Here is a 22173-nt window from a genome sequence, read left to right on the forward strand (position 1 = left end):
ATACTGCCGCGCACGGGCGCGGTGAATCGCTTTATCACGCTTTTGTGATCGGGGGGTAAATACTGATAAGGATAGTTTTTAATTTAACAAAATATAAACATTACACCGATAACGGATAGGCGCTTAATTATTTATTACTCGAGATTAAATCAGCTGTAAATAAACCGCTTTGGCGGTAGCGGCGGTCTTATTGGCGACAGAAAGTTTTTTAATCGAGTTGCCGATGTGGAAATTGACCGTGCGCTCGCTCACCCCCATCAACAACGCGATCTCTTCCGCCGTTTTTCCTTCGCTGCACCAGCGTAAAATGTCTTTTTCGCGCAGCGTCAGCACATCTTTTATCGCGTCATCATTCACCGATATCAAGGCCTCCCGCAGCGTTTTATGGGCGGTTTGCGCCAGCCAAAGGAAAAAAGTTTCATTTGCCGCACGCACTTGCGGCGTTTGCTCGGGTAGCGCTTTACCGGCAAACGTCAGGATCCCCAACCTGCCATAGCAATCCTTGACCGACTGCGACCAACCGGCGCACAGGCCGAATTGCGCCATACGCCGCCAAAGCGTCGGCCGCTCATGATAAAAGCTTTCGTCCCACTGGAACTGCAGCGTGGAATGGTGAGCACGCTCAATAACCGGATCCTGCAAATACACCCGCTGCCGCCGATAATCTTCGAGATAGTTCGTTGAAATATTCCCTTCGATCAGCATCTTGGGGCTGCTGGCCGGATAACAGGAAAACACGATGTAAGAGAAATAATCAAACCCCAACGCCTCGGCGCAGGGTCCCAGTTGCGTCAGAAAGCATTCGCGATCGGCCAGGCTGCCAATTACCTCCGCCATGAGCCGTTGAGTGCGGGTATCCATAACGCAGGTTCTCCAGATAGCGATGTCGATTTATCGATAGGTCAGGTTCACTATAGAATATCGCCGCCCGGCGCCAGTAGCCGTTTCATATAATAAAAAATACCAACGCTATAACGAAAACAGCTATTCCCCTTAAAATAAGCCTTTTTATTGCGCCGAACAGGAAAACTACGCGAATAGCATACTCTCCTCGGCACGTAAACCTGTCATTTCTACCGTTAGACAGCCAGGACACCACCAATTACTTTCCAGACAGGCACCCAGTGCCGCCGTAAATCCAAAGAGATAATAAGCATTTGCGAATTTCGCATGGCATACAGTGACGGGGATTTTCTATGGCAGAAAGTAATGCGGCAATTCAATCGGCTGCGATTATCGGCGCGGGAACGATGGGCAGAGGCATCGCTTATCTTTTCGCGCAAAAAGGCATTCGCACGGTGCTTTATAATCGCAACGGCAATACCCTCAATCAGGCTCGCGAATATATCGCGCAAGACCTGAACAAGAAAGTCGAACAGGGCAAGATCGCGCTGCAGGATAAAGGCGCGGTGCTGGCCAATCTGATGTTCACTTCAGTGTTTGAGGCCATCACCGACAGCGAGCTGGTGATAGAAACCATCGCCGAGCAAGAACAAACCAAACTTGAGGTGCTGGCGGCCATCGCCGCGGTGGTCAAGCCCGACACGCTGATCGCCACCAATACCTCCTCACTGTCGCTTAACAAGCTGGCTACTGCGGTGACGCACAGCGAACGCTTTATCGGTTTGCATTTTTTCAACCCCGCGCCGCTGATGAAGCTGATTGAAATCATTCCGGCCTACTTTACCGCGCACGCCACCACCGAACGCTGCCGCCAACTGGTGGCGGCGTTGGGGAAACACGATGTCGTCTGCCAGGCCACGCCAGGGTTCATCGTCAATCGCATGGCCCGCCCCTACTACCTGGAAGGGTTCCGTCTGTTGGAAGAACACGTGGCGCGCGCGGCGCAGATCGACCGCGCTCTCAAGGCCGGCGGGCGCTTCCGCATGGGGCCGCTCGAGCTGACCGATTTTATCGGCCAAGACATCAACTATCAGGTCAGTCGGCAAATCTGGCAGGACATGCAATACGACCCGCGCTATACCCCCGGTCATCTGCAGCGTTCACTGGTCGATGCCGGTCTGTTGGGGAAAAAGAACGGCCGCTCCTATTTTGCCGCCGAAGAAACCGCCCCGCCGGTGACGGCCGCCAGCAATGCAGACGTCGAGACGCTGCGCGTTTACGGCGAGCACCCTTTTTTTACCCTGTTACAGCAGCGAGCCGCGCTTCAGTGGCCACAGCTGCGCGTGGAACAACGGCCGGCATTACCGGGGCTGGGGTCGGCCGTCCAGATCAATGACGCTTTCACCGTCAGCATCACCGATGGCCGCACGGCGAGCCAACTGGCCGAGCAGACGGCAGCAGATGCCTTTGTGGTCGATGTCGCCCTGAACTACGCCGACACGACGTATCTGGCGGCGGCGCACAGCCGCCACGCCTCTGCGGCCAATAAGGCGCTGTTTTTACGCCTGCTGCACACGGCAATCCCGCAGGTTGAATTTATCAAGGACTCTCCGGCGCTTATCGTCGCCCGCGTCCTCAGCAGCCTGATCAATGAGTCGGTGATCATGGTGGAAAGCGGCGTCTGCAGCCGGGAAGACATCGATGTCGCCGCCGTCGCGGGCGTTAACTACGCCGGCGGCATTTTCGACTGGCTCGGCAAACTGGGGGAGAAAAACGTCAGGACAACACTGAGCAATCTGGCTCAGCTGCTGCACGCGGCGCGCTATGCGCCGCATTACACCCTTCTGCACGCCGCGCAACCGGCGCTGACGACCACGCCTTAAGGATCCATGATGAGCATTAACGATGACGGCGTTTATCTGATCGACGGCACGCGCACGGCGATCGGCGCCTATGGCGGCAGCCTGGCGCATACCCGTCCCGACGACATGGCGGCGACGATCATTCGCGGCCTGCTGCAGCGCCATCCCGCGGCGGAAGCAGATCTGGACGAAGTGGTTCTGGGCTGTGCCAACCAGTCCGGCGAAGACAACCGCAACGTCGCCCGCATGGCGACGCTGCTTTCCGGGTTGGATCCGTCGGTGCCGGCCATCACCCTCAACCGCCTTTGCGCCTCCGGGTTGGATGCGGTGATCTACGCCGCGGCGAAAATCCGCAGCGGCCTCAGCGAACTGATTCTGGCCGGCGGTGTGGAAAGCATGAGCCGCGCGCCCTATGTGCTGAGCAAAGGCGAAACGCCGTTCGACAAGGGGGTAAAGCTGTACGACACCACATTGGGGTGGCGCTTTGTTAACCCGCGGCTGGCGCAGCGCTACGGCAGCGATCCGCTGGGCATCACGGCGGAAAACGTAGCCCAACAGCAGGGTATCTCGCGCGAGGAACAGGATCTGTTCGCGCTGGGCTCGCAGCAAAAAGCCCGCCGGGCGATCGACAGCGGCCGGCTGGCGCGGGAAATCACGCCCGTGGACGTGCCGGCGGATCGTAAAACTACCCGCACATTCGCGCAGGACGAATTCCCCCGGCTCAGCACGCTGCAACAGCTGCAGGCGCTGAAACCGGCGTTCTCCGTCGGCGGTTCGGTCACCGCAGGCAACGCTTCCGGCATCAACGACGGCGCCGCCGCGCTGCTATTAGCCTCCGGCCGCTACGTGAAACGCCAGGGGTGGCAACCGCTGGCGGAGATCGGCGACAGCGCGGCCGCCGGCGTTGAACCGGCGCTGATGGGGCTGGGGCCGATCGCCTCCACCGAGCGCTTGCTGCAGCGCGGCGGCTTCACCTTGAACGATTTCGACATCATCGAGATTAACGAAGCGTTCGCCTCACAGGTTCTGGCGGCGCTGAAACACTGGCGTATCGGCGCCAACGACGCGCGCGTCAACCCGAACGGCGGCGCCATCGCACTCGGTCATCCGCTGGGGATGTCCGGCGCGCGCCTGGTGCTGTCGGCGGCGCTGGAATTACGCGACCAACAGGCGAACAACGCATTGGTGACGATGTGCGTCGGCGTCGGTCAGGGGCTGTCATTAAACCTTAAAGCCGTTTAACACAAGGAACATACGATGAGCGTACTGAACATTCTTGAAGAAAAGCTGGCGGAAACCAAAAAACAGGGGCGTTTTCGCGAGTTCCTCAACCTTGAACGCGGCGTGCAGGACAAACCCTGGGCCACCAGCCACGGCCATCACGGTGAGCGCCGTCTCAACGTCTGGTGCTCGAACGACTATCTGGCGATGAGCCACCACCCCAAAGTGCTGCTGGCCACCACCGATGCGGTTAACCGGGTCGGGCTGGGCACCTGCGGCGCCCGCAGCATTTCCGGCACCTCGGTCTACCACAGCGAGCTGGAAACGCTGCTGGCCAGCGCCTACGGCAAAGAGTCGGCGCTGCTGTTCACCACCGGTTTCGGCGCCAACGACGCCACCTTGTCCACCCTGTGCGACGCCATTCCCGATCTGATCGTGTTCTCCGACGAGCTGAATCACGCCTCGATGATTTACGGGATACGCTACAGCAAGGCGGAGAAAAAAATCTTCCGCCATAACGACGTGGCGCACCTCGCCGAGCTGCTGCAGGCCGCCGATCCGGCGCGGCCAAAGCTGATCGCTTTCGAGTCGCTGTATTCCATGGACGGTGACTTCGCCCCTCTGGCGCAGATCGTGGCGCTGGCGGAGCAGTATCAGGCGCTGACCTATCTCGACGAGATCCACTCCGCCGGCGTCTATGGCGAACGGGGGCTGGGCTACGCCGAACAACTGGGCCTGCTGGATAAAATCACCATTATTCAGGGCGGGTTCGGCAAATCTTACGGTGCGGCGGGCGGCTATATCGCCGCGCCCCGTTCGGTGGTGGAGGCCGTGCGCAGTTGGGCCCCGGCATTCGTCTTCAGCACCTCGTCGCCGGCGCCGGTGGTGGCCGCCGCGCTGGCCAGTTTTAAATACAACCTCGAGCATGACACCCAACGCAAACACCTGCTGGCGATCGTCGATCACCTGAAAACCGGCCTGCGCGCCGCCGGCATCCCGCTGGTGTCGGCAGACAGCCATATCCTGCCGCTGCTGGTCGGCGATCCGCACCGCAACAAACACATCAGTAAAGTGCTGCTCGATGAGCACGATATTTACGTGCAACCGGTCAATGCCCCGACGGTGCCCGCAGGCAGCGAGCGGCTGCGGGTGACGCCGACCTCGGCGCACTCCCATGCCGACGTGGAGACCTTCCTGGCGGCGCTGGGGCGAGTCTGGGCGGCGAACGATCTGCGGAGGGCGGGATGAAGTTAGCGGATTATAATGGCCATCTGATCACGCTCTGTCTGATGGCGACCGGTACCTTCGCCATCGGCACCGACGCCTTTATCGTCGCCGGCGTGCTCAGCGACATTTCCGATACCTTTGCCGTCAGCCCCGCGCAAGCGGGGCAATTGATATCGGTATTCGCGCTGGCTTATATGCTGTTCGCCCCCCTCACCGCCTGGCTGCTGGGCAACGTCAACCGCAAGCATATCCTGCAGTTGGCGCTGGTGCTGTTCATCGCCGGCAACCTGGCCTGCGCCTGGGCCACCAGCTACCTGCAGATCTCGTTCGGCAGAGTGCTGGCGGCATTGGGGGCGGCCTGTTACACGCCACAGGCCGCCGCCGCCGCGGTGGGGCTGGTGGCGGAAAAACGCCGCGGCCTGGCCATTTCCATCGTCTATGGGGGCATGACGTTGGCTATTGCGCTCGGTATTCCGTTCGGCACCTTTCTCGCCAAACTGATCGGCTGGCGTGAAATCTTCCTGTTCATCGCCCTGCTGGGGGCGATTGCGCTGCTGGGCCTGTCGCTGGCGCTGCGGGCCATTGCGCCTCCGGGCAAGCATTCGCTGAAAGAGCGGCTCGCCCCGCTGAGACAAAAGGCGGTGCTGACCACGCTGCTGATCACCTTTTTTGCCGTTTGCTCGGAACACATCGTCTATAGCTACGTCAGCGTGTTGCTGAAAAACACCCAGTTCGGCCCGCAGGCGATCCTGCCCCTCGCGCTGCTGGTGTTCGGCATTGGCGCGGTGATCGGCAATTTTGCCTCCGGCGCGTTAACCGATGCCCTCGGCAGCAAGTTCGTGCTGCTGTTTTCCGTGGCAATCCAGACGCTGTCCCTGTTTCTGCTGGCCTTCTATGTCACTTCCCCCTGGTGGGTGCTGGCCATCTTTCTGGTCTGGGGCATCACCGGCTGGATGTATCTGGTGCCGATCCAGCATCACCTGTTGTCGCTATCGAAACGCTTTGGCGCGCTGACCGTATCGCTCAACAGCTCGGTACTGTACGCCGGCATCGCGGCGGGCGGCATGCTGGGCGGCCTGGCGCTCTACGCGCTGCCGGCCTATTACCTGCCGCTGTTTTCGCTGCCGCTCGGCGCCATCGCCCTGCTGCTGACGCTGATCTTTTTCCGCGGGGAGGCCAGCGATGAGTGAATCACCGCCGGTGCTTTACGAACGTTATGGCGCGCAGGTTGCGGTCATCACCCTCAATCGGCCGGAGAAAAAAAACGCCATCAACCTGCAGATGGCCGAGCTGATCCGCACTTACCTGCGGCAGGCGGATAACGATGACTCGGTGCGAGCGATCGTCCTGGCTGGTCAACCGGCGGTATTTTCCGCCGGCATGGATATCAACGCCTTTCATCAGGGTGAACTGCCCATCGTCACGCCGGAGGGGTTTGGCGGGCTGATCCATGCACAGATCGCCAAGGTGATCATCGCCGCCGTTGACGGTATCGCGTTCGGGGGCGGATTTGAGCTGGCGCTGGCGTGCGATCTGATCGTCGCCGGCCAGAACGCGCGCTTCAGCTTCCCCGAAACCGGGCTCGGGTTAGTCGCCGCACAAGGCGGGTGCGCGCGCTTGCCGGCGCGTATTTCTCCCTATGTCGCGCTCGACTGGCTGCTGACAGGCAGAACCGTCGGCGCACAGGAGGCGTTGTCACACGGCGCCATTTCTCGCATCAGCGAGGGGGCGGCCCGGGAAGAGGCGCTGCGCATCGCCGAACAGATCGCCGGAAAAGATCTTGCCGCCAGCCAGGCGGTTAAGGCCATTGTGCGCCAGGGGCTGGCACGGCAAGAAGCCCCCTCATTCGATTTTCAACAAGGCCCGGTCGAGCGCCTGCGTCAGGCCGCCGCCCGCCGATAATGCCCCTGCCGGTTCGCCTGAACCGGCATTTCCCGTTTGTCCTCCACCGCTCATTTTACGCAGCCCGCCTCTCGGCGCTGGGCTACACTGCCGGTAGCCCTAATGCGCTGATAAGGAAAAACAATGCGCCACTTGCCTTTGCTGACCCCCAGACTGATCCTGCGCCCGTTCACCGCCGACGATCTGCCCCACTTTACCGCCTACCGCAGCCACCCTGACGTGGCGCGCTATCAAAGCTGGAGCGACTACAGCGTCGCCGAGGCACAGGCCTTTTTCGCACAGCAACGGCGGCTCGAATTCAACCGTGACGACAGCTGGTTTCAACTGGCGGTCGAACGCCGCGAGGACGGCGCGTTGCTCGGCGATATCGCGGTGCATTTCTTCGATGAGGGGCGCCAGGCTGAACTGGGCGTGACCTTCGCGCCCAGCCACCAGCGTCAAGGGCTGGCGCGCGAGGCGCTGAACGCCGTCATCGCTCTGCTGTTCGGGCCGCTGGCGAAGCACCGTATTACTGCGGTGGTGGACGCGCGTAATCTTGCCGCCGCCACGCTGTTCGGCAAACTGGGTTTTCGGCGCGAGGCCTATTGGCGGCAAAACGTGTTTTTCAAAGGCGCATGGGGCGACGAATTCGGTTTCGCCCTGCTGCAAAGTGAATGGCGGGAGAATGCAAGGCATGACGTTGCTGAATAAATACCTTGGGCAATACCAGTTCTCGGAACGGCATGCGATCGCCATCGCCGCGCCGCAGGCGCGGATCCTGACGGCCGTGGCCGCCTACGATCCCAAGCACGATCGTTTCTTCCGCAGCATGATAGCGCTGCGCGAATTGCCTGCGCGGCTGATGCCGCGCCGAACGCCCACCCCGCCGCCGTTTGGCCTGCATAACTTTTGCCTGCTTGAGCAGGATGACAGCGCGTTGGTCTATGGCCTGATCGGCCGCTTTTGGCAGGCTGAATACGGTCTGGAGCAGGTCGCTGACGGGGCGGGCTTTCTGGCCTTCGCTCAGCCCGGCGTCGCCAAACTGGCGCTGGGTTATGTTGTGAGTTCCCCCGAGGGCGGGCGCTGTCGTCTGGTGACGGAAACGCGCATCTTCTGCCCTGACGACGCCAGCCGGCGGCGGTTTACCCCCTATTGGTATGCTATTCGCCTGGTGAGCGGGTTGATACGGCGCCGTATGTTGCGCGCCATTAAAACCGCCAGCGAAAAGCAGGCGGTGAATCATTCACCAGATTGATTAATTTAAGAGCATTCTTAGAGAATGAAAATCATTATCAGCCTATTTTTTAATCACAACAAGATCAAGATAGTGTTGAGAAGCCATTAACCCCGCCCCCTGCGGGGATTTTTTCGCCTACTTATCACCTGTTTCAGGAAATGCCTCCATAAACAGGAAGGTGCAAGGCTTGCGTTGATACTGATTGATCTGCGGCACCAGCCGGGTGAAATGCTCGGTCTGACAATGCACGTCCAGGGCGGCGCGATCCGGCCAGCTTTCGATAAAAATAAAATGCCCGGGATCCTGCTGGTCGATGCACAGTTCATAACTGATGTTCAGCGGCTCTTGACGGGTTTTCTCCACCAGCTCGCGGTACCACGGCATAACGGTGTCAATGTGTTCCGGGTGGATAAAATCTTCAGCGATGACCTTCAGCATGTTGCGCTCCTGCATTCTGTTTTGCCGTGCCTCACCTTATCGTCCTCACTCCCGAGATGAAAGCGCCATACTCCAGGTCTATCGCCGGGTTGCCAATTCGGTGATAGCGCACACAGATCTCGATCAAAGCGCTTGAACGCGCCCTGGCCCTGTGTGAACGTCTGATTAACAAAAAAGCAACACACCATTCACCATGGTGATGTCTGCATCAACCTGCCGACCCGATATGCGGCATTTTTTTCACCCTTAAAGGCCTGACCATTAGACCTTTAAGGCTCACGAAGAAAGTCCGCTGTTACCGTCGTGTTGAGGGCAACGGCGCCAGGACGGTCCTTATGACCGACGCTTGTCATTCTCAGAAGAGAGGTTACCGCCAGTGAATCACGCCACCTATGCCGTTCCTGCGCTCAACGCCGCCATTCGCAAAACCTGGCGCAGACTGGTGCCCTTGATGTTCGCCATGTACTTCATCGCGTTTATCGATAGGGTTAACGTCGGCTTTGCCAAGGACGCGATGGCCATCGATATCGCGCTGTCGCAATCCGCCTTTGCACTGGGCGCCGGAATATTTTTTGCCGCCTATGCGCTGTTTGGCATCCCGGCCAACCTGCTGATGAACCGCTGGGGGGCCAAACGCTGGCTCAGCGCCACCACCGCGCTGTGGGGGGCGCTGTCGGCCTGCACCGGGCTGGTGACCAATGAACAGCAATTTATCGTTCTGCGGTTTCTGCTGGGGATCGCCGAAGCCGGCTTTTACCCCGGCATCCTGCTGCTGGCGTCGATCTATTTTCCCAATAAGGTGCGCGCCTCGGTTATTGGCATTTTCGTGCTTGGCGTGCCGGCGGCCCTGACGCTCGGCTCACCGCTGTCGGGGGCATTGCTGGAGATGCACGGCGTGTTGGGTAAACCCGGTTGGTTCTGGATGTTCGTGCTGGAAGGGCTGCCGGCCGTCGCACTCGGCGTCTTCGCCTTTTTCTATCTCGACGATAACCCACGGCAGGCCCGCTTTCTGACCGAGGAAGAACGCACGGCGCTGGTGGCACAATTGGCCGATGAACAGCAGCAGACCGAAACCAGCAGCGTCAAAGCGGCGATGAGCAGCGGCACCGTTTGGCATCTGGCGTTGATCTACGGCACCCTGCAGATTGGCGTATACGGCCTGATGTTTTTCCTGCCGTCGCAGGTCGCTTCGCTGATGGGCACCCATCTCGGCTTCAAGGCCTCGCTGGTGGCCGCCATCCCCTGGGCGTTCTCCGCGCTGGGCGTCTATTTCCTGCCGCGCTATGCCGACAGAAACACCGCCAGAAGATTACCGATCGCCGTCGGGTGCATGGTCGCCGCAGCGCTGGGGTTGGTGGTGTCTTCCTATGCCGGCCCTCTGCTCGCCATCGTCGCCCTGAGCTGCTGCGCAGTCAGTTTCCTGGCGGTGCAGCCGATTTTCTGGACGTTTCCCGCGCAGGTGCTCACCGGCCCGGCGCTGGCGGCCGGCATCGGTTTTTGCACCACGCTCGGCGCCGCCTTCAGCTTTTTAGCCCCGCTGATCCGCACGGAGGCGGAACAGCGTTTTCACAGCCCGCATGCCGGGCCATTGGTGCTGGCCGCCTTTTCGCTGCTGTGCGCCACGCTGTTGTGGGCGCTCAGAAACCGGCGCGCCGACGTGAGCAAGCAAGACGCGGAGATTGCCGGATAGCGGCGCGTTATTTAACCCTTATTGAACCTGCGGATGGGACACTGGCACTCAGCCCTCTCGCCCGCAGGTGTTAAATGGATGAATTGACGCACATTATCGCCAAATACAGTCCGGAACCGGGGATGTTGCTGCTGCTGATTTTCCTGTTCGCGCTGGGAAAATCCGTGATCGTGGTGTCTTCCGCCCTGCCGCCCGCCTCGGTGACGCTGCTGATGGGCATCGTTGCAGGCAAGCACGCGCTGCCCTTCGGCGCGGTTTGGGCGGCCATCGCCCTCGGCGCCGCGTTGGGCTCGATCCTGTCTTTCCACTGTGGCGCACGGCTGCACGGCCGCGATCTTGGCCGCCGACTGCCGGCACGCTTTCACGCCCCGCTGCGCAAAGCGCAACGTTCCTTGCAAAAGCGCGGACTACCGCTGCTGTTCGCCTCGCGTTTTCTGGCGGTGATGCGTTACACCGTGCCGCTGATGGCCGGCATGCTGCAACTGCCAGCGCGGCGCGTCTATGCCACCGCCGCGCTCTCGGCCGGCGTCTGGGCGCTGCTTTTGATGTCGGCGGCGCATTTATTCCCCCGCTTCTTGACCTGAAAGATTCTTGGGCAAATGGCTCGCCCCTGCGCCGACATTGCGCCAGCGCACAGCCTCTCTTGCCGTATAAACTGCAGTGCGACACCGCAGTTTGCGCCAGATCACCTTTCTGAACATCAGTCGAAAAATGCGAATTTTTTTGCAAAAAGCGCGCTTAAAACGGCGCAACGAGGGAACAAGCAGAGAAAAGCCTGAGCGTAACACGCTGATTTGGTTGGTGGGTGGTACAGGGTTCGAACCTGTGCCCCATTGATTAAGCTTCAACTGCTCTACCGACTGAGCTAACGACCCAACGCGGTAAGTTGCCCTCCTCGTCAGTGCTGCTGTCAAACGCTTCCACTCATTACTTTTTCTCATGCGAATTTTACAACCCTTTGTTTAATCAACGAGATAAGCCGCATAAGGTCTGTTAATCCCCTCTTTTGAAGAGTAATCTTCCGCTCCCTGAACGTCCGATTTGCCTCCTCCGTGTAAAGATTGATCGACTTTTATCCCACGTATAAATGTTGTAAACATGTTGCACAAAGGTGGCGTTATTGCACTACCTTACTAAAGCCGGATCAACCGGATAAATGTATAAAAAAGAGCCACTTCAGAGCTCACGACTTCACTAATAACAGGTAAAACAGGACATCATCAGATGGTAGATCACTCTAAAATAGCGACTGACGCGACGCCCGCTTCAGAAGATCATCTACGGCGAAACCTCACTAACCGACATATTCAACTGATCGCCATCGGCGGCGCCATCGGCACCGGTCTGTTTATGGGCTCCGGTAAAACCATCAGCCTGGCCGGCCCTTCGATCATCTTCGTGTACATGATCATCGGCTTTATGCTGTTCTTCGTGATGCGCGCCATGGGCGAGCTGCTGCTGTCCAATCTGGAATACAAATCGTTCAGCGATTTCGCCGCGGATCTGCTCGGCCCGTGGGCCGGTTTCTTCACCGGCTGGACCTACTGGTTCTGCTGGGTGGTCACCGGCATCGCCGACGTCGTGGCGATCACCGCCTACGCCCAGTTCTGGTTCCCCGAGCTGTCGCAGTGGATCGCTTCACTGCTGTGCGTGCTGTTGCTGCTCGGCCTTAATCTGGCGACGGTGAAAATGTTCGGCGAAATGGAGTTTTGGTTTGCGATGATTAAAATCGTCGCCATCGTCGGGCTGATTGTCGCCGGGCTGGTGATGATCGCCATGCAGTTCCAGTCGCCGACCGGCACCGTGGCCTCATTCACCCATCTGTGGAATGACGGCGGCATGTTCCCGAAAGGCATCAGCGGCTTCTTCGCCGGCTTCCAGATCGCGGTATTCGCCTTCGTCGGCATTGAGCTGGTGGGCACCACCGCCGCGGAAACCAAGGATCCGGAGAAGTCGCTGCCGCGCGCCATCAACTCGATTCCGATCCGCATCATCATGTTCTACGTGTTCGCCCTGATCGTCATCATGTCGGTAACGCCGTGGAACTCCGTGGTGCCTGACAAGAGCCCGTTCGTTGAGCTGTTCGTGCTGATCGGCCTGCCGGCCGCGGCCAGCGTAATCAACTTCGTGGTGCTGACCTCCGCCGCCTCTTCCGCCAACAGCGGCGTGTTCTCCACCAGCCGCATGCTGTTCGGGCTGGCGCAGGAAGGCGACGCGCCGAAATCGTTCGCTAACCTGTCCAAGCGCGCGGTGCCGGCCAACGGCCTCACCTTCTCCTGCATCTGCCTGCTGGGTGGCGTGGTGTTGATTTACCTGATCCCGAACGTGATGACAGTCTTCACTCTGGTGACCACCGTCTCGGCGATTCTGTTCATGTTCGTCTGGACCATCATCCTGTGCTCGTACCTGGTCTACCGTAAACGGCGCCCGGCGCTGCACCAGAAATCGATCTACAAGATGCCTGCCGGCAAACTGATGTGCTGGGTGTGCATGGCGTTCTTCGTGTTCGTGCTGGTGCTGCTGTCGCTGCGCGAAGACACCCGCCAGGCGTTGATCGTCACCCCGCTGTGGTTCATCGTGCTCGGCCTGTCTTACGTGTTCCTGCGCAAGAAGAAAACCGCGTGATGCAAAAAGGGGCGGATCTCTCCGCCCCTTTCTTTTTACGCCTCTGCGCTAATCCGCTTCCGTCGCCACCGCCGCTTTATCCTTGCGCCGCACGCGCAGCTCGCTGACCACCACCCCAATCACGATCAACGCGCCCCCCAATAACGCCACGCCCGGTAAACGCTCACCGGCGAGCCGCCCGACGATGCCCGCCCAGACCGGTTCACCGGCGTAGATCACCGTAGCGCGCGTGGGTGAAACGCTGCGCTGCGCCCAGTTCATGGTCAGTTGAATCAACGCGCTGGCCAGCCCCAACCCTATGGCGCTGTACAGCAGGTAATCCGAATACGGCGGCGGCGACTCGCCGGTCGGCACCATCATCAAAAACGAGGCCAGCGAGGCGGTCGCCAGCTGTACTATAGTCACGCGGCGGATATTCACCTTGCCGGCGAAAGCGCCGATGAGGATGATCTCTGCCGCCATGCCCAGCGTGCCGGCCAGCGTCAGCATTTCGCCGAGGCTCAGCGTCATGTCGGTGCTGCTCGGCGCCGCCAGCAGCATCAGGCCGGTAAAGGCCAGCAGAATGCCGATCCACGACATGATGCCGGGGAAGCGCCCCAGCACCAGCCATTGCAACAGCGGCACGATCGGCACGTACATGGCGGTGATGAACGCCGATTGGCTGCTGCTAATCGTCTGCAGACCGACGGTTTGCATGCTGTAGCCGAACATGATCGCCAGCCCGATCAGGACGCCCGCCTTCAGTTCATACAGGGTCAGGCCGCGCAGCACGCGCAGCGAAAACAACGTCAACGCCAGCGTGGCGGTGGCGAAACGCAGGCCGACAAAAAAGAACGGCCCGCTGACTTGCATCGCGTGATGCACCGCCAAAAAGGTGCCGCCCCAGATCATCGTGATGAAAATCAACACCGCTTCCGGCAGCCTGATCTGCGGAACCACGGCGGAAATAAAGGATTTTTTTGCTGCTGACACCGGCTTGCCCTTCCTGCTGAGTGCAATATAATGCACAGATCCTGCCAGTATGAGATAAAGTCCGGCGATGAGCAATACGGCGCATAACGCGAAAACCGATCCCCCCAAAGTGCTGCAGTACCTGAGCAGCAATCTGCGCGGCTACCGCCAACAGGCGGGCCTGAGCCAGATGGCGCTGGCCGAGCTTTCCGGCGTCAGCCGCCGCATGCTGGCGGGCATCGAGGCCGGCGATCGCAACGTCAGCCTGGCGGTACTCGACAAGATCGCCGCCGCCCTGGCGATTTCCTTTACCGATCTGATTCAGGCACCGGAGGCTCGCGGCAACCATCTGGTGGGCGAGTTGGCCTGGCAAGGCGCACAGCCGGGCAGCCAGGCGCTGTTCGCCGCCAGCGTGCCGGCGCGCCAACGGGCCGAGCTGTGGGAATGGACGCTGATGCCGGGTGAGCGCTATGACTCGGCGCCGGACGCCGAAGGCTGGAGTGAAATGATCTACGTGATTGCCGGCACCCTGACATTGGAACTGGAACAAGGCACGCTGACGCTCAGCGCCGGCGCCGCGCAAACCTTCAACAGCGATCAACGTTACGCTTACGCCAACCACGGCGACCTCCCGCTGCGCTTTATCCGCAACGTCGCCTTCTGACTGCCCGCCGGCCCGCGCCGGCGGCGGATGTCGTGTCGCTGTCGTGCCGCTGTCGTGGCGCCGCCCCCCCGCGCCTCCTACACTGGATGACAGTGACAGCGAACTCGGGAGTGCATCATGCAAAAGTACCGCATCAGGCCGTTACGTCTGGAGAAAGGCTGGTCGCAGGAACAGTTGGCGACCATCGCCGGCCTCAGCACCCGCACCGTACAGCGGATTGAAAACGGCGAACAGGCCAGCCTGGAAACCTTGACCGCGATCGCCGCCGCGCTGGGCGTGCAGGTCCGCGATCTCAACGCACAGCCGCAACAGACAATAGAGGAGGAGGCGCCTGACGAACAGCGCCTTCGTCGCCAGGTCGCGGCAGAAGGCAAACTGCTGAGCATGGCGGTGCGTTTCGCCGTGATTGGCGTGATGTTGTTCGCCATCAATTGGTTTACCCACCCGCACTATCTCTGGTCGCTGTGGGCGATCGGCGGCATGAGCCTCGCGCTGGTCATGCGGGCGGTGCGCACTCTGCTGCTGCGCAACGTCTTCAGCCGCTGGCAGGAACAGCGGTTGGCGCAAAAACTCAGGCGCCTGCCGTGAGCGTTAGCCACTCGGCCAGCCGGGCCAACGCGCTGCCCGGCACGATCGCCTGCGGCGACAGCAGGTAATAGCCGCTGCCGTCGGGCGTAAAACCGAACGGCGCACTCAACAAACCGGCGGCCAGATCGTCTCGCACTTGCAACCACGGGCCGATCGCGATACCAAGACCGGCGACCGCCGCCTGCAGGCTGAAATAGAAATGATCAAAGCGCTGCTCCGAATGCCCTGCCAACGTCATCCCCTGCTGCTGCGCCCAGTGCCGCCAGGCATCCGGTCGGGTGGCAGAATGCAGCAGTTTAGTGCCGGGCCGCAAACTCCGCAGGCTGCCCTCGGCGCTCGTCATCCTTGCCAATGCCTCGGGTTGGCACACCGGCCCAACCTTTTCACTGAACAGCGCCAGGCTATGCACCTGCTTTCCCCAATCGAAGTCATTGCGCCTGATCGCCGCCGTAATGCCGTCATGGAACGAAAACGGCCCGCCACCGGCCACCAGTTGTAAGTTGATATCCGGGTGCGCCTGCTGAAAAGCCGGCAGACGCGGGATCAGCCAACGCATCAATAAGGTCGGTTCGCAGGACAAGACCAGCGGCGCGTCGAGCGCCTGCTGACGCAGTTCCAGCGCGGTATGATCCAGAATGCCGAAGGCCTGCTGCGTCGCCTGAAACAGCTTGCGCCCCGCCGCCGTGAGCAGAACCCGCCGATGGCGGCGCTCAAACAGCGCCACGCCCAGCTCCTCTTCCAGCGCCCGCACCGCCCGGCTGACGGCGCCATGCGTCAAATTCAGCCCCTGCGCCGCCTGCGTAAAACTTTCCAATCGCGCGGCGGCCTCGAAGCAGCGCAGCCCGCCCAACGGCAACGGCCTGCCGGTTTTGCGTGAGTTTTTCTCACCGATATTGTCACTATTCATCGTTTGTCACCGAGAAAAATTACTCTTATAAATCAGTCACTCTATTGATAAACACCGCAAGGATAACTATGACTGAACTCATCGCTGTCGTCACCATTACTTTACTCGCCGTGATAAGCCCGGGGCCGGACTTTGCCATGGTCTCGCGCAATAGCCTGTTGCTTTCGCGCCGCGCCGGCGTCTTGACCGCCTGCGGCATTGGCGCCGGGGTGCTGGTCCATGTCAGCTATACGCTGATTGGCGTCGGCGTGTTGATTCAACAGTCGCCCTGGTTGTTTAACCTGCTTAAAGCCATCGGCGCCGCCTACCTGATCTACCTCGGCGTTACGCTGCTGCGCAACGCGGCGCATCATGACGCAGTCCCCAGCACAGCGCCGGCCGCCATCAGCGATTTCGCCGCCTTGAAAACCGGTTTTTTCACCAACGCGTTAAACCCGAAAACCACCATCTTCATCGTCAGCCTGTTCATGCAGGTGGTTTCTCCGCACACCCCGCTCGGCGTGCAAATCGGCTATGGTCTTTTTATCGCCGCCGTCCATATCTTCTGGTTTGCCGCCGTCGCGCTGCTATTTTCCGCACCGGGCGTCAATGCGCGCTTTTTGCGTTTGCGCCGCGGCATCGACCGCACCTTTGGCGGGCTGCTGATCGCCTTTGGCGCCCTGCTGGCGATCGCCGGCATCAAGTAACGCCGTAACGCCAAGTTCGCCATTCGCTTCTATGCTTATCAGGGGTTTTTGTTAATCATCTGAGCGGGAGTACGGAACATGACGAAACTGTTGGTGCTTTATTACTCAATGTACGGCCACATCGAACGCCTGGCGCAGGCGGTGGCCGAAGGGGCGAATCGGGTCGATAACGTGGACGTGACGATTAAACGCGTGCCGGAAACCATGACGCCGGAGGCCTTCGCCAAGGCCGGGGGCAAACAACATCAACAGGCGCCGGTCGCCACCCCGCAAGAGCTGGCGGACTATGACGGCATCATCTTCGGTACGCCGACCCGCTTCGGCAATATGGCCGGGCAAATGCGCACCTTCCTCGATCAGACCGGCGGCCTGTGGGCTTCCGGCGCGCTGTACGGCAAGGTAGGCAGCGTCTTCTCCTCCACCGGCACCGGCGGTGGCCAGGAACAGACCATCAGTTCGACCTGGACCACGCTGGCGCACCACGGTTTCATCATCGTGCCGATCGGCTATGCGACGCAGGAGCTGTTTGACGTTTCACAGGTGCGCGGCGGCACCCCGTATGGCGCCACCACCATCGCCGGCGCCGACGGCTCGCGGCAGCCGAGCAACGAAGAGCTGACCATTGCCCGTTATCAGGGCGAACACGTGGCCAAAATCACCGCCAAGCTGAAAAGTTAAGCGCCCTCCAGCCTCGTGATCCAAAGGGCCGCGCATTCGCACGGCCCCATCTTGTTGCCGACCCGCCGCAAGGTTAGAATGCCCCTCCCCCGGCCATTCAGCGTCTGAAGGCCAGGCCCGAATTCGTTCTGCCCGTCGCTCATCCGCTTTCAGCCTGAGGACGGGCGTTCTGTTTTTTGCGCACAGCGAAGGGAATAAGTCAGTGTCTAAAGATTTTGATGAACTAATAAGAGACATGGATCTTATTATTGAAAATGTAGACAGCTTCAAGGCTCTGGCTCCGCGCGCGCCCGAGCCGGCTCCGGCCCCGCCGCCGCCGGTTCATCACTACGACTCGTTCTGCGAAAACATCGCGCTGAAAGTCGTCTTGAAGGTGCTGCTGTCTTCGGTGGACAAGATAGTCAAAGTGCAGATCGCCAACAAGGTCGAGCAGGAAATCGCCCAGATCGAACAGCAGGTGGTGCGCGCCGGCGGCGGCCCGGTATCACCGGACGATCTGGCGCAGATGACGCATTACGTTCGCCGCACGGTCAACGACCTGCTGGAATAATCCCCCCTTTGAAACGGCGTCTGTTGGACGCCGTTTTTATTTCCGCCGCATTTCACGTGCGGCGTGGCTGTACCATGACTGACACATTCACAACATGAATATGTTGCATTGTTGTATTCGTTTCACTGCGATAAGTTTAATTTACTGTAAATATATACAGTACTTTTTTTAACTTATTGAGGATATGAATATGCGCTTTAACAACAAGATGTTGGCCCTGGCCGCCCTGCTGTTCGCCGCACAGGCGTCGGCCGACACGCTCGAATCCATCGACAACTGCGCGGTCGGCTGCCCGACCGGCGGCAGCAGCAACGTGTCTATCGTGCGTCATGCTTATACGTTGAACAACAACAGCACCACCAAGTTCGCCAACTGGGTGGCTTATCACATCACCAAAGACACACCGGCCAGCGGCAAGACGCGCAACTGGAAAACCGATCCGGCGCTCAACCCGGCGGACACGTTGGCGCCCGCCGATTACACTGGCGCCAACGCGGCGCTGAAGGTCGATCGCGGTCATCAGGCGCCGCTGGCCTCGCTGGCGGGCGTCTCCGACTGGGAATCGCTGAATTACCTGTCCAACATCACGCCGCAAAAGTCCGATCTTAACCAGGGCGCCTGGGCGCGGCTGGAAGATCAGGAACGCAAGCTGATCGATCGCGCCGATATCTCGTCGGTCTATACCGTGACCGGGCCGCTGTATGAACGCGATATGGGCAAACTGCCGGGCACCCAGAAAGCGCACACCATCCCCAGCGCCTACTGGAAGGTGATTTTCATCAACAACAGCCCGGCGGTGAACCACTATGCCGCTTTCCTGTTCGATCAGAACACGCCGAAGGGCGCCGATTTCTGCCAATTCCGCGTGACGGTGGACGAGATCGAGAAACGCACCGGCCTGATCATCTGGGCCGGTCTGCCGGACGACGTGCAGGCTTCGCTGAAGAGCAAACCCGGCGTCCTGCCGGAGTTGATGGGCTGCAAAAACTGACAAAAAAACCCGCCGAAGCGGGTTTATTTTTCACGCGGGCGCCGGCGGATTATTCCGTCAGCGCCTTTTGCGCGGCGGCCAACTCACGCTGACGGGGTGAGGCTACCGCGTGATCGCGCGCCAACAGCGTATACACCGTCGGCAACACAAACAGGGTAAACAGCGTGCCCACCAGCATGCCGGAGACGATCACCAGCCCCAGGCCGAAGCGGCTGGCAGCCCCGGCGCCGCTGGCGAACAGCAGCGGGATCAAACCGAACACCATCGCCCCGGTGGTCATCAGCACCGGCCGCAGACGAATTTGCGCCGCCTGCAAAATCGCGCCGCGCCGCGTCAGCCCCTGATGCATCTGCAGCTCATTGGCGAACTCCACCATCAGAATGCCGTGCTTGCTGATGAGCCCGATCAGGGTCACCAGCCCGACCTGGGTGTAGATATTCATCGTCGCGTAGCCCAGCGCCAGCGGCAGCAAGGCGCCGCAGATCGACAGCGGCACGGTGATGAGGATAATCAGCGGATCTTTCAGGCTCTCGTACTGCGCCGCCAGCACCAGGTAAATGATCACCAAGGCCGCCAGGAACGCGAACGCCAGCGCGCTGCCCTCTTGGGTGTATTGGCGCGAATCCCCCTGCCAGTCGTGGCTAAATTCGGCCGGCAGCGCATTGGCCTGCCGTTCGAGGAAAGCCACCGCTTCGCCCATCGAAACGCCGGGCGCGGGAATGGCCTGCAAGGTGGCGGCGTTCTGCTGGTTGAACTGGGTCAGCTTGTTCGGTTCGACCTTAACGGCCACCGATACCACGGTGGAGAGCGGCACCAGCGTATTGTCCTGGGTGCGGACATATTGCCGCGCCAGCGCCTGCGGCGTCAGCCGTTGTTCGCGCAGGCTTTGCGGGATGACGTCATAAGCGCGCCCGTCCATGCCGAAGCGGTTGAGGTAGTTCTCTCCCACCAGCACCGCCAACGATTCACCGATGTCGCTCATGCGTATCCCCAGACTGTTGGCCTTGGCGCGATCGATGCGCACCTCCGCCAGCGGGTTGTTGTAGTCCAAATCGCTGTCCACCACCATAAACAGGCCGCTGTTTCTGGCGTTCTGCTTCACCTCCTCCAGGGTGCGGTACAGCTGCGGGTAGTCCTGCGGCGTACGCAGCACCATTTGCACCGGCAGCCCCCCGGTGGAGCCTGGCAAGGCGGGCAGCTGGAAGGCGAAAATGCTGGTGCCTTCAACATCGTTCACCGCCCGTTGCAGATCGGCCTGCACCGCCGACGCCGAGCGCTGGCGCGCCTGCCACAGCGTCAGGTTGATGCCGCCGATACCGGACGCCGTGCCGTCGCTGCCGTTGATGATCCAGCGGCTTTCGGTTTCCGGCATGCGGTTGTAAACCTCATCCAGCTTGTAGGCAAAGCGTTCGACATAGTTCAGGTTGGCGTGCTGCGGCGCCTTGATGGCGGTCAGTACAATGGCCTGATCCTCGGTCGGCGCCAGCTCGCGCTGCGGCATCAGGTACAATAGCGGCAGACTGATCATCACCAGCAACGCCAGCGTGCCGGTCACCCAACGGTGATGCAGCGAGAAATCCAGCGCGCGCGCATAGCGCCGCGTCAGGCCGCCGAAGAACCACTCGGCGGCGTGCGCCACGCGCCCTTCGCTCTGTTTGGCCGGCAGCAGGAGCGAGCTCATCACCGGCGACAGCGTCAGCGCCACCACGCCGGACACCACTACCGCCCCGGCCAGCGTCAGTGCGAATTCGCGAAACAGCGCGCCGGTCAGCCCGCCCATCAGGCCGATCGGCGCATAGACCGCGGCCAGCGTCAGAGTCATGGCGATCACTGGCCCGGCCACCTCGCGTGCGCCGATCATCGCCGCCGCCAGCGGCGTTTTCCCCTCTTCGATATGGCGATGCACGTTCTCCACCACCACGATGGCGTCGTCCACCACCAAACCGATCGCCAGGACCATCGCCAGCAGCGTCAGCAAATTGACGCTGAAGCCAAAGGCCAACATCAGCCCGGCAGCGCCAAGTATCGACAGCGGAATGGTCACCACCGGGATCAACACGGTGCGCAGCGACCCCAGACACAGGTAGATCACCGCCACAACGATCGCCAGCGCTTCGAGTAGGGTATGCACCACTTCATCGATCGAGGCCTGAATAAAGCGCGCGGTTTCGAACGCCAGCGCCATCTTCACGCCCGGCGGCTGCATCTTGTCGATCGCCGGCATCAGGTGGCGAATGCCGTCAACGATCACCAGCGGGTTGCCGGTCGGCGTAGGGAAGACGCCGAGGAACACCGCCGGTTCGCCATCCATCAAGGCGCTGGTTTCCGTGGCTGCGGCGCCCAGCTCCACGGTGCCGACGTCTTTCAGGCGCACCAGACCGTTGCCGTCGTTGCGCACCACCAGATTGCGAAACTCCTCTACGCTGGTGAGATCGGTATTCACCCGCACGTTGGCAACCACATACTGCCCTTTCACCTTGCCCGGCGCCGCCTGGTAGTTGTTGCGCCGCACCGCATCGGCCACATCGGCAGCGGTCAGACCGCGGCCGGCCAGCCGATCGCTGTCCAGCCACAGGCGCATCGCCATTTTTTGCCCGCCGAACACTTCAACCTTGGCGACGCCGTCGATGGTGGTGAACATCGGTTCCACCACCCGCGTCAGGTATTCGCTCAGCGCCGGCGTGGACAGCGTTTTACTGGAAAAACCGACATAGGCCACAGCGGTGGCTTCACCGGCTGAGCGCTCAATCACCGGATCGTAAGCCTGTTCCGGCAGCTTATAGCGCACCTGGTTGACCTTGGCCATCACTTCGGTCAGCGCCTGGGTGGAGTCGCGGTTCAGCGCCATGCGCACCGTCACCACGCTGCGCCCCTGCACCGAGGAGGAAGAAAGGTAGTCAACGCCCTCGACGGAGGACACTGCCTGGGCGATCGGCTGCGTAACAAAGCCCTGCATCAGCTCGGACGACGCGCCGGGATAGTCGGTGCTGATGGTGATGGTAGAGTTTTCCAGCAGCGGGTATTGGCGGATCGGCAGTTTGCTGAGCGCCAGCGCACCGAACAGCAGGATCAGGGTGCTGACCACCAGCGCCAGCACCGGCCGGCGCACGAACAGATCGGTAAATGTCATCAGC

General features: G+C 60.6%; 21 protein-coding genes and 1 tRNA gene. 16 read left to right on the forward strand and 6 right to left on the reverse strand.

The window, feature by feature from the left end; genetic code table 11:
• Window positions 1-144 precede the first annotated feature (144 nt).
• Window positions 145-861: a LuxR family transcriptional regulator gene (locus tag ACMGGK_RS14565; protein ID WP_028128010.1), complete on the reverse strand. Its 717-nt coding sequence runs from the start codon at window positions 859-861 to the stop codon at window positions 145-147.
• 335 nt (window positions 862-1196) lie between these two features.
• Between ACMGGK_RS14565 and ACMGGK_RS14570 the strand changes: the two genes are divergently transcribed.
• The 7 genes from ACMGGK_RS14570 (at window position 1197) to ACMGGK_RS14600 (ending at window position 8289) form a co-directional block, all read left to right on the forward strand.
• Window positions 1197-2726: a 3-hydroxyacyl-CoA dehydrogenase NAD-binding domain-containing protein gene (locus ACMGGK_RS14570; protein WP_049300487.1), complete on the forward strand. Its 1530-nt coding sequence runs from the start codon at window positions 1197-1199 to the stop codon at window positions 2724-2726.
• 9 nt (window positions 2727-2735) lie between these two features.
• On the forward strand, window positions 2736-3947 hold the full coding sequence (locus ACMGGK_RS14575) for an acetyl-CoA C-acyltransferase (RefSeq protein ID WP_016928258.1): 1212 nt from the start codon (window positions 2736-2738) through the stop codon (window positions 3945-3947).
• A gap of 15 nt (window positions 3948-3962) precedes the next feature.
• A complete protein-coding gene (hemA, locus tag ACMGGK_RS14580; RefSeq protein ID WP_015377390.1) occupies window positions 3963-5174 on the forward strand; it encodes a 5-aminolevulinate synthase in 1212 nt (403 codons plus the stop codon).
• Window positions 5171-6343 carry an MFS transporter gene (locus ACMGGK_RS14585; protein WP_015377389.1) on the forward strand — a complete coding sequence of 391 codons (1173 nt, stop codon included), beginning with the start codon at window positions 5171-5173 and terminating at the stop codon, window positions 6341-6343. The genes hemA and ACMGGK_RS14585 overlap by 4 nt, the downstream gene beginning before the upstream one ends.
• Window positions 6336-7055 (forward strand): enoyl-CoA hydratase-related protein, encoded by a 720-nt coding sequence (locus tag ACMGGK_RS14590; protein WP_016928259.1) that lies wholly within the window; start codon window positions 6336-6338, stop codon window positions 7053-7055. Before ACMGGK_RS14585 ends, ACMGGK_RS14590 begins: the two co-directional genes overlap by 8 nt.
• Before the next feature lie 123 nt (window positions 7056-7178).
• Window positions 7179-7745 (forward strand): GNAT family N-acetyltransferase, encoded by a 567-nt coding sequence (locus ACMGGK_RS14595; protein ID WP_016928260.1) that lies wholly within the window; start codon window positions 7179-7181, stop codon window positions 7743-7745.
• Window positions 7729-8289 (forward strand): hypothetical protein, encoded by a 561-nt coding sequence (locus ACMGGK_RS14600; protein WP_049300522.1) that lies wholly within the window; start codon window positions 7729-7731, stop codon window positions 8287-8289. The genes ACMGGK_RS14595 and ACMGGK_RS14600 overlap by 17 nt, the downstream gene beginning before the upstream one ends.
• A 117-nt stretch (window positions 8290-8406) precedes the next feature.
• On the opposite strand, the gene ACMGGK_RS14605 is transcribed toward ACMGGK_RS14600, so the two are convergent.
• A complete protein-coding gene (locus ACMGGK_RS14605) occupies window positions 8407-8709 on the reverse strand; it encodes a putative quinol monooxygenase (protein WP_028128007.1) in 303 nt (100 codons plus the stop codon).
• Window positions 8710-9160: 451 nt separating this feature from the next.
• Between ACMGGK_RS14605 and ACMGGK_RS14610 the strand changes: the two genes are divergently transcribed.
• Window positions 9161-10399 (forward strand): MFS transporter, encoded by a 1239-nt coding sequence (locus tag ACMGGK_RS14610; protein ID WP_250648469.1) that lies wholly within the window; start codon window positions 9161-9163, stop codon window positions 10397-10399.
• Window positions 10400-10473: 74 nt separating this feature from the next.
• Window positions 10474-10983, forward strand: coding sequence for a DedA family protein (locus ACMGGK_RS14615; RefSeq protein WP_049300488.1), 510 nt, complete (start codon window positions 10474-10476; stop codon window positions 10981-10983).
• Between the two features lie 215 nt (window positions 10984-11198).
• Here ACMGGK_RS14615 and ACMGGK_RS14620 read toward each other — a convergent pair.
• Window positions 11199-11274 (reverse strand) — tRNA-Lys (locus tag ACMGGK_RS14620).
• A 349-nt stretch (window positions 11275-11623) separates the two neighbouring features.
• On the opposite strand from ACMGGK_RS14620, the gene cycA reads away from it, so the two are divergent.
• Window positions 11624-13024 (forward strand): D-serine/D-alanine/glycine transporter, encoded by a 1401-nt coding sequence (cycA, locus tag ACMGGK_RS14625; RefSeq protein WP_028128006.1) that lies wholly within the window; start codon window positions 11624-11626, stop codon window positions 13022-13024.
• 48 nt (window positions 13025-13072) lie between these two features.
• Here the strand turns inward: cycA and ACMGGK_RS14630 are convergent, their stop codons facing one another.
• A complete protein-coding gene (locus ACMGGK_RS14630) occupies window positions 13073-13996 on the reverse strand; it encodes a DMT family transporter (protein ID WP_016928266.1) in 924 nt (307 codons plus the stop codon).
• Between the two features lie 67 nt (window positions 13997-14063).
• Between ACMGGK_RS14630 and ACMGGK_RS14635 the strand changes: the two genes are divergently transcribed.
• Entirely contained in the window at window positions 14064-14639 is a 576-nt protein-coding gene (locus tag ACMGGK_RS14635) for a helix-turn-helix domain-containing protein (RefSeq protein ID WP_049300489.1), read from the forward strand.
• Between the two features lie 117 nt (window positions 14640-14756).
• Window positions 14757-15227 carry a helix-turn-helix domain-containing protein gene (locus ACMGGK_RS14640; protein WP_016928267.1) on the forward strand — a complete coding sequence of 157 codons (471 nt, stop codon included), beginning with the start codon at window positions 14757-14759 and terminating at the stop codon, window positions 15225-15227.
• Here the strand turns inward: ACMGGK_RS14640 and ACMGGK_RS14645 are convergent.
• A complete protein-coding gene (locus ACMGGK_RS14645; protein ID WP_079449423.1) occupies window positions 15211-16134 on the reverse strand; it encodes a LysR family transcriptional regulator in 924 nt (307 codons plus the stop codon). The two genes, ACMGGK_RS14640 and ACMGGK_RS14645, sit on opposite strands and share 17 nt — an antisense overlap.
• A 68-nt stretch (window positions 16135-16202) precedes the next feature.
• Here ACMGGK_RS14645 and ACMGGK_RS14650 point away from each other — a divergent pair, with 68 nt between their 5' ends.
• From ACMGGK_RS14650 to ACMGGK_RS14665, 4 genes are all read left to right on the forward strand, one after another.
• Window positions 16203-16820 carry a LysE family translocator gene (locus ACMGGK_RS14650; RefSeq protein ID WP_016928269.1) on the forward strand — a complete coding sequence of 206 codons (618 nt, stop codon included), beginning with the start codon at window positions 16203-16205 and terminating at the stop codon, window positions 16818-16820.
• A gap of 78 nt (window positions 16821-16898) precedes the next feature.
• Window positions 16899-17498 carry an NAD(P)H:quinone oxidoreductase gene (gene wrbA, locus ACMGGK_RS14655; protein ID WP_004928045.1) on the forward strand — a complete coding sequence of 200 codons (600 nt, stop codon included), beginning with the start codon at window positions 16899-16901 and terminating at the stop codon, window positions 17496-17498.
• 235 nt (window positions 17499-17733) lie between these two features.
• Entirely contained in the window at window positions 17734-18048 is a 315-nt protein-coding gene (locus ACMGGK_RS14660; protein ID WP_016928271.1) for a hypothetical protein, read from the forward strand.
• 190 nt (window positions 18049-18238) lie between these two features.
• The gene (locus tag ACMGGK_RS14665) at window positions 18239-19039 is read left to right on the forward strand and encodes a DNA/RNA non-specific endonuclease (protein ID WP_015377376.1); all 801 of its coding nucleotides are present in this window, start codon (window positions 18239-18241) and stop codon (window positions 19037-19039) included.
• A gap of 49 nt (window positions 19040-19088) precedes the next feature.
• Here ACMGGK_RS14665 and ACMGGK_RS14670 read toward each other — a convergent pair whose 3' ends face one another.
• The gene (locus tag ACMGGK_RS14670) at window positions 19089-22169 is read right to left on the reverse strand and encodes a MexW/MexI family multidrug efflux RND transporter permease subunit (RefSeq protein WP_049300490.1); all 3081 of its coding nucleotides are present in this window, start codon (window positions 22167-22169) and stop codon (window positions 19089-19091) included.
• Between the last annotated feature and the right edge of the window lie 4 nt (window positions 22170-22173).

It is taken from the genome of Serratia sp. BNK-33-b (assembly GCF_048684565.1).
Taxonomy (GTDB): domain Bacteria; phylum Pseudomonadota; class Gammaproteobacteria; order Enterobacterales; family Enterobacteriaceae; genus Serratia; species Serratia marcescens.

Bases quoted from the DNA above. Each gene is read 5' to 3' on its own strand.
- ACMGGK_RS14565 (WP_028128010.1), bottom strand. From the start codon at position 861: ATGGATACCCGCACTCAACGGCTCATGGCGGAGGTAATTGGCAGCCTG.
- ACMGGK_RS14570 (WP_049300487.1), top strand. From the start codon at position 1,197: ATGGCAGAAAGTAATGCGGCAATTCAATCGGCTGCGATTATCGGCGCG.
- ACMGGK_RS14575 (WP_016928258.1), top strand. From the start codon at position 2,736: ATGAGCATTAACGATGACGGCGTTTATCTGATCGACGGCACGCGCACG.
- hemA (WP_015377390.1), top strand. From the start codon at position 3,963: ATGAGCGTACTGAACATTCTTGAAGAAAAGCTGGCGGAAACCAAAAAA.
- ACMGGK_RS14585 (WP_015377389.1), top strand. From the start codon at position 5,171: ATGAAGTTAGCGGATTATAATGGCCATCTGATCACGCTCTGTCTGATG.
- ACMGGK_RS14590 (WP_016928259.1), top strand. From the start codon at position 6,336: ATGAGTGAATCACCGCCGGTGCTTTACGAACGTTATGGCGCGCAGGTT.
- ACMGGK_RS14595 (WP_016928260.1), top strand. From the start codon at position 7,179: ATGCGCCACTTGCCTTTGCTGACCCCCAGACTGATCCTGCGCCCGTTC.
- ACMGGK_RS14600 (WP_049300522.1), top strand. From the start codon at position 7,729: ATGACGTTGCTGAATAAATACCTTGGGCAATACCAGTTCTCGGAACGG.
- ACMGGK_RS14605 (WP_028128007.1), bottom strand. From the start codon at position 8,709: ATGCTGAAGGTCATCGCTGAAGATTTTATCCACCCGGAACACATTGAC.
- ACMGGK_RS14610 (WP_250648469.1), top strand. From the start codon at position 9,161: ATGTTCGCCATGTACTTCATCGCGTTTATCGATAGGGTTAACGTCGGC.
- ACMGGK_RS14615 (WP_049300488.1), top strand. From the start codon at position 10,474: ATGGATGAATTGACGCACATTATCGCCAAATACAGTCCGGAACCGGGG.
- cycA (WP_028128006.1), top strand. From the start codon at position 11,624: ATGGTAGATCACTCTAAAATAGCGACTGACGCGACGCCCGCTTCAGAA.
- ACMGGK_RS14635 (WP_049300489.1), top strand. From the start codon at position 14,064: ATGAGCAATACGGCGCATAACGCGAAAACCGATCCCCCCAAAGTGCTG.
- ACMGGK_RS14640 (WP_016928267.1), top strand. From the start codon at position 14,757: ATGCAAAAGTACCGCATCAGGCCGTTACGTCTGGAGAAAGGCTGGTCG.
- ACMGGK_RS14645 (WP_079449423.1), bottom strand. From the start codon at position 16,134: ATGAATAGTGACAATATCGGTGAGAAAAACTCACGCAAAACCGGCAGG.
- ACMGGK_RS14650 (WP_016928269.1), top strand. From the start codon at position 16,203: ATGACTGAACTCATCGCTGTCGTCACCATTACTTTACTCGCCGTGATA.
- wrbA (WP_004928045.1), top strand. From the start codon at position 16,899: ATGACGAAACTGTTGGTGCTTTATTACTCAATGTACGGCCACATCGAA.
- ACMGGK_RS14660 (WP_016928271.1), top strand. From the start codon at position 17,734: ATGGATCTTATTATTGAAAATGTAGACAGCTTCAAGGCTCTGGCTCCG.
- ACMGGK_RS14665 (WP_015377376.1), top strand. From the start codon at position 18,239: ATGCGCTTTAACAACAAGATGTTGGCCCTGGCCGCCCTGCTGTTCGCC.
- ACMGGK_RS14670 (WP_049300490.1), bottom strand. From the start codon at position 22,169: ATGACATTTACCGATCTGTTCGTGCGCCGGCCGGTGCTGGCGCTGGTG.